Annotated in this window: 11 protein-coding genes; 10 read left to right on the top strand and 1 reads right to left on the bottom strand. The window is 64.7% G+C overall.

The features are described from left to right. Positions 1-496, top strand: a 496-nt coding sequence (locus tag ACK5IR_RS14835; protein WP_416929948.1) for an efflux RND transporter permease subunit, incomplete at its 5' end; no start/stop codon positions are given. Beyond that, complete coding sequence (locus tag ACK5IR_RS14830; protein WP_416929947.1) at positions 493-825, top strand: ArsR/SmtB family transcription factor; 333 nt, start codon at positions 493-495, stop codon at positions 823-825. The genes ACK5IR_RS14835 and ACK5IR_RS14830, both read left to right, overlap by 4 nt. 9 nt (positions 826-834) lie before the next feature. Here ACK5IR_RS14830 and ACK5IR_RS14825 read toward each other — a convergent pair whose 3' ends face one another. Further along, a complete protein-coding gene (locus ACK5IR_RS14825) occupies positions 835-1,845 on the bottom strand; it encodes a substrate-binding domain-containing protein (RefSeq protein ID WP_416929946.1) in 1,011 nt (336 codons plus the stop codon). A gap of 171 nt (positions 1,846-2,016) precedes the next feature. On the opposite strand from ACK5IR_RS14825, the gene ACK5IR_RS14820 reads away from it, so the two are divergent. The 8 genes from ACK5IR_RS14820 to ACK5IR_RS14785 form a co-directional block, all read left to right on the top strand. Continuing rightward, entirely contained in the window at positions 2,017-3,042 is a 1,026-nt protein-coding gene (locus tag ACK5IR_RS14820) for an ABC transporter substrate-binding protein (protein WP_416929945.1), read from the top strand. A 72-nt stretch (positions 3,043-3,114) separates the two neighbouring features. Continuing rightward, positions 3,115-5,310 (top strand): ABC transporter permease, encoded by a 2,196-nt coding sequence (locus ACK5IR_RS14815; RefSeq protein ID WP_416929944.1) that lies wholly within the window; start codon positions 3,115-3,117, stop codon positions 5,308-5,310. Continuing rightward, entirely contained in the window at positions 5,307-6,362 is a 1,056-nt protein-coding gene (locus ACK5IR_RS14810; protein WP_416929943.1) for an ABC transporter ATP-binding protein, read from the top strand. Before ACK5IR_RS14815 ends, ACK5IR_RS14810 begins: the two co-directional genes overlap by 4 nt. Positions 6,363-6,377: 15 nt before the next feature. Next, positions 6,378-7,202 (top strand): inositol monophosphatase family protein, encoded by an 825-nt coding sequence (locus ACK5IR_RS14805; RefSeq protein ID WP_416929942.1) that lies wholly within the window; start codon positions 6,378-6,380, stop codon positions 7,200-7,202. Between the two features lie 409 nt (positions 7,203-7,611). Then, positions 7,612-8,619 (top strand): ABC transporter permease, encoded by a 1,008-nt coding sequence (locus ACK5IR_RS14800; RefSeq protein WP_416929941.1) that lies wholly within the window; start codon positions 7,612-7,614, stop codon positions 8,617-8,619. 83 nt (positions 8,620-8,702) lie between these two features. Further along, positions 8,703-9,707, top strand: a complete 1,005-nt coding sequence (locus ACK5IR_RS14795; protein WP_416929940.1) for an autoinducer 2 ABC transporter substrate-binding protein — start codon at positions 8,703-8,705, stop codon at positions 9,705-9,707. Positions 9,708-9,797: 90 nt separating this feature from the next. After that, entirely contained in the window at positions 9,798-11,378 is a 1,581-nt protein-coding gene (locus ACK5IR_RS14790; protein WP_416929939.1) for a sugar ABC transporter ATP-binding protein, read from the top strand. Further along, a partial coding sequence (locus tag ACK5IR_RS14785; RefSeq protein WP_416929938.1) for an ABC transporter permease occupies positions 11,375-12,019 on the top strand: 645 nt, incomplete at its 3' end. The genes ACK5IR_RS14790 and ACK5IR_RS14785, both read left to right, overlap by 4 nt.

The following is a 12,019-nucleotide window of genomic DNA, read 5'->3' as shown; positions in this document are numbered from 1 at the left end:
GGTGACCTTCCGCGACATGGGCGCCGCCTTCGGCGTGGCGCTGCTGGGTATCTATATCCTGGTGGTCATCCAGTTCGGCTCCTTCCGGCTGCCGCTGGTGATCCTGACGCCGGTGCCGCTCACCTTCATCGGCATCATGCTCGGTCACTGGTGGTTCCATGCGCCCTTTACCGCCACGTCGATGATCGGGTTCATCGCCCTTGCGGGCATCATCGTGCGCAACTCGATCCTGCTGGTTGATTTCATCCGCCATGCGCCCGCTGGTCAGCCACTCGTCCAGGTGCTGCTCGATGCCGGATCGATCCGCTTCAAGCCGATCCTGCTCACCGCGCTCGCCGCGATGATCGGCGCCTTCGCTATCCTCGCGGATCCGATCTTCCAGGGGCTGGCAATCTCGCTCCTGTTCGGGCTGGCGTCATCGACACTGCTGACCGTGCTGGTGATCCCGGCGATCTATGTGCTGCTCAGGGGCGGGCGGAGAAAGGCGAGCGGATGAGCGGGGCGGGCCGCACACCGGCCGTTGCCGCGGCCACCGCATTTCTCAAGACGCTGGCCAACGAACAGCGCCTGCAAATCCTCTGCCAGCTTGCGGACGGCGAACAGAGCGTCAGCGAGATCGGTGAGGCGCTCGATCTGGCGCAATCGTCGGTGTCGGCGCAACTCATGCGCCTCAGGGCCGAAGGGCTGGTCGGGTCGCGGCGCCATGGCCGGCATGTCTATTACAGCCTCGGACGTCCCGAGGTGATCGCCGTCATTTCGCTGCTTCAGTCCACCTTCTGCGCCCCGGGCGAGCATCTTGCGCCGCTCCGGACAAAGGGCGACTGACGCGGGTTGTCATGTCGGGCTGGGCCGCCTGACCGATCCGCGCGGTTTCAGCGTCGGTTCGAACAGGAGTTCGCTGGCTGTTTCCGGCAGGACGGGCGCGGTCAGCCATTCGATACCCCGGGTGGCGATATCCTCGACGGGCTGGCGGAAGGTCGTCAGGTCGTACCCTTCCCAGCCGGCCTGCGGGATATCGTCGAATCCGATCAGCGAAAGCTGTTCGGGAACGCGCAGGGCAAGCCGCCAGCGCGCGACATCCATCATGCCGCACGCCATCAGATCCGTCGTGCAGAAGACGCCGTCGGGCGGATTCGGCCCGGCCAGAAGCGCCATGCCAAGCTCGAGGCCGGCTTCGTAGGAGGTCAGGCCCCGCCGTTCCTCGACCCAGTCGATGCCCGCCTCGGCCGCCGCCTGGCGAAAGCCGCGCTCGCGTTCGCGCAGGGCGGGCGTGTCGGTGCGCGAGCTTGCCAGCGCCAGCCGCCTGCACCCCGCCGCGATCAGCATCCGGACCGCGCGGCGCCCGGCCTCGGCGTCGCGCAGGCGGACAAGCAGCGATCCGGGCCGCCCGGCCTCGCGGTTTATCAGCAGCAGCCGCATGCCGTTGCGCCGGCAGGTTTCGGCAAGGGACCTGGCCGGCATGCCGGACAGGAAGATCGCCGCATCGGTGCGGTAGCTGATCGCCTGGCGAAGCGCCTGTTCGACGCTGCCGTCCGAACTGTCGGTGTTGATGACGAGTGCCACCTTGCCTGCCTTTTGCAGCGCTTCGGTCAGTGCAGACAGCAGGCTGGAACGATAGGGTGTTGCGATCTCGGCGGCGATGATCGCCACGATTCCCGATTCGTTACGGATCAGCCCGCTGGCCAGCCGGTTGACCTGATACCCGAGTCGGTCGGCTGCCTTCACGATCTTCTCCCGGGTTTCGTCGGAAATACTGGCGCCCGGGGTGAAGCACCGTGAAACCGCTGCCCGCGAAACCCCCGCAAGTTCGGCGACATCCTTTGCGCTGACGGCATTCCTGGGCATCCGGTTGCTCCGCTATGTCAGTAGTTTTGAACAGCTTTGCAGTACTATAACTTGCGAAACATGGCAGATAAATAGGCTATAACAAAATTCTTGTTGACAGATTGCCACTGCATGAGGCATCTGAGTTGCACAGCTTTGCAACAAGGTCTGGCTGATATCGGGAGGACGTCAATGAAATTCAGAACCGTAGCCATCGCCGTCGGTGCCGCCGCCGGATTGCCGGCCGCCGCCGGAGCGGCGGAATTGAACATGATCTGCTCGGCCGATGTGGTGATTTGCGAAAAGCTGGTCAGCGAGTTCGAAAGCGGCCATCCCGATGTCGAGGTAAACATGGTTCGCCTGTCGTCGGGCGAGGCCTATGCCAAGGTGCGCGCCGAGGGCCGGAACCCGCAGACCGACCTGTGGTGGGGTGGCACCGGCGATCCACAGTTGCAGGCGGCATCGGACGGGCTGACGGCGGAATACAAGTCGCCGATGCTGCCCGAACTTCACGACTGGGCCGTCGAGCAGGCCGAGACCGCCGGCTACCGCACCGTCGGCGTTTACAGCGGCGCGCTCGGCTGGGGGTACAACCGAGACATTTTCGCGAAGAAGGGCCTGAAGGCGCCTGCCTGCTGGGCCGACCTTCTCGATCCCGCGCTCAAGGGAGAAATCCAGATCGCCGATCCGAACTCCTCGGGTACCGCCTATACGGCGCTGGCGACGCTGGTGCAGTTGATGGGCGAGGATGAGGCGTTCGAATATCTCAGGGCTCTTGGCGGGAATGTCGCGCAATACACCAAATCCGGCTCGGCGCCGGTAAAGGCCGCCGCGCGCGGCGAGACAGGGCTCGGGATCGTCTTCATGCACGATGCCGTGTCGCAATCGGTCGAGGGATTCCCGATCGAGACTGTCGCTCCGTGCGAGGGGACGGGATACGAGGTCGGTTCGATGTCGATCATCGAAGGCGGGCCAAATCCCGACGAGGCGAGGGTGTTTTACGACTGGGTTCTGACCCCCGAGGTGCAGAGCCTGATGCCCGAGGCGGGCTCTTACCAGATCCCGTCGAACAAGGCCGCCGTCGCCTCGGAGCATACGCCCGATCTGAGCAAGATCAAACTGATCGACTACGACTTTGCCGAGTACGGATCCGCCGACCGGCGCAAGGAACTGCTTGCGCGTTGGGATGCGGAAGTTGGCGGACGTACCGCCGAGTAACGAGTGATCGGTTTAACCGGGGCGGGGTCATCCCCGCCCCGGCGTATTCCTGCAATCGGAAAGAAAACCTGCATGACCGCTGACGACAGGCGCCTGGACCGGGCACTTGGCGGCGCTGCTTTGTCGCTGCTCATTTTGCCATGGTACAAGATCCGCGGGGGCTTTTTCAGCCTCGACTGGATCGGAGACTTTTTCACCAAGGCCGATCTCTGGCCTGCGACAGTTCAGGCCCTGACGGGCCGATGGCAGCTCTGGCCGATAATCCTGCTGGTAGTTGCCGCCGCATGGTTGCGCATTTCGCGGCCGTCGGGCGCCGGGCGCGGGCGGTGGATGATCCGCATCGGGGCGGCCGGGCTGACCTGGATGGCGATCGAGGGGCTCTCGATCGGTGCCCGGGGCTGGAACTGGGGCGCCCTGCAGGCAGTGTTCGGCGATGTTTCCGGCCAGCCGGCATTCGGCGCCGGCGCGGTTGTGCTGACGCTGTTCTTCACCCTGATGATATCGTTCGGCGCGGCCGAGCGCGGTGCGCTGAAGGGCGACGCCTTCGTTCTGACCTCGATCGCCATTCTGATCCTGCTGGTCGCGACCTTTGTCTTCTATCCGATCCTGTCGATCTTCATCGGCGCCTTTCAGGATTTCGACGGCTCGTTTACCGCCGACGGCGTGTTGCGCAATATCGGCGATCCCAAGATCTGGAGCCTTTCCTGCCTGACGGGCGGCACCTGCGGCGTGGCATGGCGTACGCTGTTTCTGGCGATCTGCACCGCAACCGCGACCACGCTGCTGGGCCTTGCCTTTGCGCTGGTGGCAACGCGCACCCGCTTCCCCTTCAAGAAGGGCCTGCGCCTGCTGACGGTGCTGCCGATCATCACGCCGCCGTTTGTCGTCGGGCTGGCGCTGATCATGCTGCTGGGGCGTTCGGGTACGCTGACGCAGGTGATCGAGGCTGCCACCGGGCTCGAGCTTGGCCGCTGGCTCTATGGACTGACCGGAATCTGGCTTGCCCAGGTGCTCAGCTTCACGCCGATTTCCTTTCTTGTCCTGATCGGGGTGGTCGAGGGTGTCAGCCCCTCGATGGAGGAGGCCTCGCAGACCCTGCGCGCCGGGCGCTGGCGCACCTTCCGCCGGGTCTCGCTGCCGCTGATGGCGCCGGGGCTGGCCAATGCCTTTCTGATCGGCTTCATCGAAAGCATGGCCGATTTCGGCAACCCGCTGGTGCTGGGCGGCTCGGGCGGCGTGCTTTCGACCGAAATCTTCTTTTCCGTCGTCGGCGCACAGAACGATCCGTCGCGCGCGGCGGTGCTGGCGGCGGTCCTGCTGTTCTTCACCCTGTCGGCGTTCCTTGCCCAACGGTTCTGGCTGACCGGGCGCAGCTTTGCCACGGTCAGCGGCAAGGGCGATGGCGGCAACCACGCGGCGCTGCCCGATCGCGTCGCCTGGCCGGTCATCGGGATCGTCAGCCTGTGGAGCGCGTTCACCGTCGTCGTCTATACGATGATTCTGTTCGGCGGCTTCGTCAAACTGTGGGGGCTGGATCATACGCTGACGCTGGAGCACTATATCCGCGCCTTCGGCATCAGTTTCGACGGCGGTTTCCGCTGGACCGGCGTGGCGTGGAACAGCTTCTGGACGACGATGATGATCGCGCTGATCGCCGCGCCGCTGACCGCTGCGGTCGGCCTGCTGACCGGCTGGCTGATCGCGCGCCAGAAATTCCCCGGCAAGACGGTATTCGAGTTCGTGCTGATGATGAGCTTTGCCATCCCCGGTACGGTCATCGGTATCAGCTACATCATGGCCTTCAACCTGCCGCCGATCCAGATGACCGGCACGGCGCTGATCCTGATCGTCTGTTTCGTCTTCCGCAACATGCCGGTTGGCGTGCGCGGCAGCGTTGCCGCCATGGCGCAGCTTGACGGCAGCCTCGACGAGGCGTCGCTGACCCTGGGTGCGAACTCGGGGCGCACGCTGCGCCGCGTGATCCTGCCGCTGCTGCGGCCGGCAATCATGGCGGCGCTGGTCTACAGCTTCGTGCGGGCGATCACCTCGATTTCGGCTGTCATCTTTCTGGTTTCGGCCAAATACAACATGGCGACCGCCTATATCGTCGGTCTGGTCGAGAACGGCCAGTACGGCGTGGCCATCGCCTATTCCTCGGTGCTGATCGTGGTGATGATCACCGTCATCGGGGGCTTTCAGATCCTGGTCGGCGAGCGCCGCCTGCGCCGCCGCCCGAACCCACCCGCCGCAACGGAGGCAAAAGCGTGAGCAACCAGCAAAGAGGCGCGGTCGAGTTCCGGTCCGTGCGCAAGGATTACGGCAGCTTTACCGCGGTCCCCGACCTGAACCTGAAGATCGAGCCGGGCGAACTGGTCACGCTGCTGGGCCCGTCGGGCTGCGGCAAGACCACGACCCTGCGCATGCTGGCCGGGCTCGAGACCCCGAGCGAGGGCGCGATCCTGATCGGGGGTCAGGATGTGACCCGGCTGCCGCCGAACCGCCGCGACGTGACCATGGTGTTCCAGAGCTACGCCCTGTTCCCGCACATGAGCGTGCTCGACAATATCGCCTATGGGCTCGAATCGGGCGGCGTGAAGGCGGGCGAGGCGCGCGAACAGGCCGCGCGCGGGCTGGATCTGGTGGGTCTGGCCGGGCTGGGCGACCGGCTGCCTTCCGAGCTTTCCGGCGGCCAGCAGCAGCGTGTCGCCGTTGCCCGGGCGCTGGTGCTGGAGCCGCAGGTGCTGCTTCTGGACGAGCCGCTGTCGAACCTCGATGCGCGCCTGCGCCGCAAGGTGCGGACCGAAATCCGCGAATTGCAGCAGCGTCTCGGGTTCACGGCGGTCTATGTCACCCACGATCAGGACGAGGCGCTGGCGGTGTCCGACCGTATCGTGGTGATGAAGGACGGCAGGATCGCGCAGGCCGGTACCCCGCGCGAGCTTTACGAGGCGCCAGCCTCGGAATTCATCGCCGATTTCATCGGCGAGGCCAACGTGGTCGATTGCGAGGTGTTGCGTACCGGGGACGGTCTGGCGCATGTCCGCGTCGGCAACGCCGAATTGTCCCTGCCGGCGCGTTCGGCCCGGCCGGGTGCGGCGAGGCTGGCCATCCGCCCCAATGCGTTCAGCGTCCGGCCCGATGGCGAGGGGCTGGAGGGTCGTGTCGCCTCGGCCGCCTATCTGGGCGATCATATCGAATACGAGATCGACGGCCCGGCCGGGCGGCTGTTTCTGGTTGACAGCAGCCGGTCGGCCACCGTTGCGCCGGGGGCGGGGGTGCGGCTGCAATTTCGTGGTGGCGGTGTGGCGCTTATTGCGTAGGAAGGGACGAGTGATATGGTACTGACAGACAGCGATCTGGCTGCGCGGCTGGATCGGATGGGGCAGATTGCCCGCGAGGCCGGCGCGCTGGCGCTGCGCCATTTCCGAAACCGCGACGGGCTGGAGATCGAAACCAAGCGGGTCCTGACCGATATGGTCTCGGTCGCCGATCGCGAGGTCGAGCGTTTCATCCGCGAGGCGTTGCTCGACACATATTCCGACGACGGATTTCTGGGCGAGGAATACGGGCTGATCCTTGGCGGCAGCGGGTTGACCTGGGTCGTCGATCCGATCGACGGCACCGCGCCCTTTCTGACCGGGCTGCCGGGCTGGTGCGTGTCGATCGGGCTGATGGACGAAGAGGGCCCGCTTCTGGGGGCGATCTTTGCGCCTGTTCTGGACGAGCTTTTCCTTGGTGGGCGTGGTCTGGGCGTGACGCTGAACGGAAAGCCGGCCGGCATTTCGCAGCGTTTCGATCTGAGCAACGGCCTGTTGGGGGTGGGGTCGAACGACCGTGCCTCGGTGGCGCGTGTCGGGCAACTCCACCGGGACCTCGCGGATCGGGGGGTGGCGTGGGTCCGCTATGGTTCGGGTGCGCTGATGATTGCCTATGTCGCGGCCGGCAGGCTCGTGGGTTACTGCGAGCCGCGCATGTCGCTGTGGGATTGTCTTGCCGCCTATGCACTGGTCGAGGCGGCCGGCGGGCGCGTTCTGCCGGTCGGTGCCGGGGCGCTGCATGGCAGGGGCTTCGGCGTTCTGGCGGCCACGCCCGACGATTACGACCGTCTCGTTTCGCTGACCCGTTTCGAGTCTCCGGAATGGGATGCTGCCGCATCATAATGGGCCGGGACGGCGGAGGATTTCGTCGTGACGGGGGAAGGACCTTGCTTTCCCCCGCGCCTGTGCGTGTCTGACGCCCCGGATTGCCGGCCGAAAATCCCGAATCCGCAAAGATATCCCGCGTGTCGCTGACGCAACGGGCCGATCGGGTCCGGCCCGGGATGTCCCGCTCACGGTACAATTCTGCAACCAGCCACCAGGCGTTCTTCGTTCCATTGTCGGCGCGAGGGCCACGCTCTTTGCGTAACATATTGATATAACGTGGTATATATATGGACAGATAATATGAAATATCATTTGTCAGTGCAACGTTGACATTTGTCGAATCCTGAGAATACTCTCCCCTAAAGCAAGCTGTCGCGGAGCAACGAGCGGTGGCGCGGCGTCCGTCGGGCGCGTGGGAGGGGCAATGACATCGAAGTTCTACGATGGCCAACTGGGCTTTCTGGCGCTTGTGAACGCACTGGTGATCGTGGCCTCGTGGTTCCTGGTGGGGCCGAAGTTCGTCGGGCTCTACAATCTGCAATCCATGGCGATACAGGTTTCCGAACTTGGGCTGCTGGCACTTGGCGTCATGCTGGCGATGGTTGCGGGGCGCGGCGGAATCGATCTGTCGGGGATCGCGCTTGCCAACCTGTCCGGCGTGATCGCCTTCATGGCCGCGCCCCATTTCGCCTCGTCAACCGAAGCCCCGGTCCTTTATTGCTGGGTTTTCGCGGCTATCTCGGTTGTGGTCGGCGTGCTGGGCGGCGCGTTCAACGGCCTGCTCGTCGGGTATGCCGGGTTGACGCCGATCATCGCGACGCTTGGAACGCAGATGGTCTTTACCGGCCTCGCTGTTGGTCTGACCGGCGGTTCGGCCCTTCGGCTGGGATATATCCAGCCGCTCGACGACTTTGCCAACCTTCCGGTTCTGGGGGTTCCGGTCAGCTTCGCATTGTTCGTCGCCATCGCCCTTGTCCTGGCGCTGGTCTTGCGGTTCTCGGCCTATGGCGTGCGGCTGTTTCTGATGGGAAGCAACGATCTGGCGGCGCGATACGCCGGCATTCCGGTGCGCCGCATGTACCTTGTCACCTACACCATCGCCGGCACGCTGGCGTCGATTGCCGGCATCGTCATCGCGGCGCGCACCTCTTCGGTGAAATGGGATTACGGCACCAGCTACGTGATGGTGGCCATATTGATCGCCGTCATGGCGGGAGTGCGCCCCGAAGGCGGCTATGGCCGGGTCGTCTGCGTGCTGATGTCGGCCTTCGCCCTGCAGGTATTGTCGAGCCTGTTCAACTTCATGGCGATCTCGAACTTCTTTCGCGACTGTGCCTGGGGGCTGTTGCTGCTGCTCTTCCTTGCAGCGTCGCGGGCGGACCTGACGGCCTATCTCCGGATGCGGATGCCGGCATTGCCGAAAGGAACCTGACCGTCGCTCGGGTCCGGGCGGCGCCCCTTGCGCCCGGACCGGATATCAAACGCGGGCATGAACCCGATGAGGAGGAAATGACAATGCAATTCAAGTTTCTGCTGGCGGGGGTTTCGGCGCTGGCGCTGGGTCTGGCGGCGCTTCCGGTTGTGGCCGCCGATGGCGATGCCAGGGAAATCGTCACCGTCGTCAAGGTCACCGGCGAAAACTGGTTCACCCGGATGGACGAGGGGGTGAAGAAATTCGGCGCCGACAATGCCGATGTCAACGCGCGCCAGGTCGGCCCGGCCAAGGCCGATGCGGCGCAACAGACGGCAATCATTCAGGACCTGATCGCGCAGGGCGTCGACGCGATCACCATCGTGCCGATGGATCCTTCGGCGCTGGAGGGTGTGCTGCGCCGGGCCATGCAGCGCGGTATCGTTGTCACCACTCACGAAGCCGACAACCTGCAGAACACGCAGGTCGACATGGAGGCCTTCGACAACCACGAATTCGGCGCGCATTTCGCCGAACAGATTGTCGATTGCATGGGCGGCGAAGGGCAGTGGACCTCGTTCGTCGGGTCGCTCGGCAGCCTGACCCATGTGCAATGGGCCGACGGCGGGGCGGAATATGCGTCGCAATTCCCCGGGATGGAGCTTGTTTCGCCGAAGAACGAAAGCTTCAACGATGCCAACCGTGCCTATGAACTGGCCAAGGAGATCCTCCGCTCCTATCCCGATATCAAGGGGTTCCAGGGCGGTTCGGCCATCGATGTGATCGGCATCGGTCGCGCGGTCGAGGAAGCGGGCCTCGAGGACCGTACCTGCGTGATCGGGCTCGGCCTGCCCAAGGACACCGGGCCGTATCTTGAAACCGGCGCCGTCGATTCCATTGCCTTCTGGGATCCGCTCGATGCCGGCTACGTCATGAACATCCTGACCAGGATGGTTCTGGACGGCACGGAAATTGCCGACGGCATGGATCTGGGCGTGCCGGGATATAACGCCGTCAAGGTGTCCCAGGGGCCGGGAGCGGGGATCATCGTCCGTGGCCAGGCCTGGGTCGATGTCGACGCCTCCAACTACAAGGACTATCCGTTCTGAGCAGCGGGTCTGATCCGGCCCGGCGCCCCGGCGCCGGGCCGTCTTCGCCGGAATTGCAATCACCACCAGGTATCGAGGGCGCCGCAGGGAATGTCCGTCTCAACCGCACAGCAGATTCAGGGAAACGTGATACCGTTTCTCGAGGTCAGAAACCTGCACAAGCGCTTCGGCGGGGTCCACGCCCTGCGCGGGGTCGATCTCAGGATCGATCGCGGCCAAGTCTATCACCTTCTGGGTGAGAACGGATGTGGCAAGAGCACCTTGATCAAGGTCATTTCGGGGGCGCATCGGCCCACCGAAGGCCAGTTGATCGTCAATGGTGCCGAGCAGCGGAATTTCGATCCGATCAGCGCATTGGAGGCCGGCATCGAGACGGTTTATCAGGACCTGTCGCTGCTGCCGAACATGACGGTTGCCGAGAATATCGGCCTGTGCCAGCAGCTTGTGCAGTCGAACGGCCGGCTGGCCCGGCCGCTCGATGCGCGCCGCCTGCAAGCGACCGCCGCGCGGGCCCTGGAGGTGGTCGAACTGCCGGCCGACGCGCGCTTCCGCAACACCGAGGTCGCGCGCCTGCCGATCGCCACCCGTCAGCTTGTGGCGATCGCGCGCGCCAACGCCGGGCGGGCCGGGCTGGTCATCATGGACGAGCCGACCACGGCCCTGACCCATGTCGAGGTCGAGAACCTCATATCCGTCGTTCGGCGCCTGCAGGGCGACGGCGTGGCGGTGCTGTTCGTCACCCACAAGCTGGACGAGTGCAAGGCCATCGGCGGCCGGGCGGTCATCATGCGGGACGGCAGTGTCGTCTGCGACCGCGACATCGGCGAGCTTTCGACCGCGCAGATCGGCTATCTTATGACCGGGCGGGAGATCAGCGAAACGCGCTATCGCGCGCCCCATCCGCCCGGCGCACCGCTGCTTCGCCTGTCGGGTCTGGGGCGTCAGGGAGCTTTCGAGGATGTGGACCTGACCCTTGCGCGTGGTGAGATCGTCGGGGTCACCGGGCTGCTCGATTCCGGCCGGAACGAACTGGCCAGGGCGCTGGCCGGCGTCTCGCCGGCCGACAGCGGAACGATCACGGTCGATGGCGAGTCTCTGGCGTTGCGGTTTCCGGCAGAGTCGCAGAAAGCCGGTATCGGCTACGTTCCCGAAGATCGCCTGACCGAGGGCCTGTTTCTGGAAAAGCCTATCCTCGACAATACCGTGCTGGGGGTGCTCGACCGACTGAAAGGGCGGTTTGGACTGCTGGACAAGAACCGCGCGGTCGATGCCGCCGAACGGACGGTCGACGCGTTGCAGATCGTCGCCCCCGATGTATCGGCGCCGGTCAAGTCGCTTTCGGGCGGCAACCAGCAGCGCGTGCTCATCGGCCGCTGGCTTGCCACCGATCCCCGGATACTGATCCTGCACGGTCCGACCGTCGGGGTCGATGTCGGCTCGAAGGACACGATCTACCGCATCATCCAGCGGCAGGCAGAGGCGGGAATGGGCGTGCTCATCATCAGCGACGATCTTCCGGAGCTTTTGCAGAACTGCGACCGCGTCGCCATCATGCGCAAGGGAAGGATCGCCACCGTTCTGCCGGTGAACGGCCTGACCGAAGAGCATCTCTATTCGGAAATGGGTGCCGGACCGGGCACCGGTGCGCAGCCCGGGGGATTTCGGCCATGACCGACACGATGCTTGAAATCGGCAGGCCGCAACGCCAGAGCCGCCGGGGCAGGGCAGTGGAATGGTTCGCCCGCAACCCGGTCGCCTTTCCGCTGATTCTGATCTGCATCGTCTGTCTGGTGGTTGGCACGATCAATCCGGCATTCTGGCAGGTGGCGAACGCCTTCGATATCCTGCGCGCGTCGGTCGTGCGCGGCCTGTTCGCGCTTGGCGTTCTGGTGGTTCTGGCTGCCGGCGGGCTGGAAGTGTCGTTCACCGCGATTGCCGCGCTGGTCATGTATTCGGTGACGATGCTGGTGGTGAACCACGCGCCCGGCACGGGAATTGTGCCGATCCTTCTGATGGGGGCTGCCGGCGGAACCCTGCTCGGCATGCTCAACGGCGCGCTGGTCAACCGGCTCAGGGCGCCGTCGCTGATCGTGACCATCGGTACCCAATATGCGTTCCGCGGCTTCCTGCTGACTTTCATCGGTACCTCGCTGTTCATGAACATCCCTGCGTCGATGGATGCGTTCGGCCAGCGCACGTTGCTGACCCTGACCAACGACGCGGGGTTCGAGGTCAAGCTGCCGGCCTATGTGCTGATCCTTGTCGTGGCGGCGGTGGTGACGTGGTTCATCCTGAACCGGACGCTGATGGGG

This window comes from Tropicimonas sp. (genome assembly GCF_047971885.1).
Taxonomy (GTDB): domain Bacteria; phylum Pseudomonadota; class Alphaproteobacteria; order Rhodobacterales; family Rhodobacteraceae; genus Tropicimonas.
This window is presented reverse-complemented; position numbering and strand designations above follow the sequence as displayed.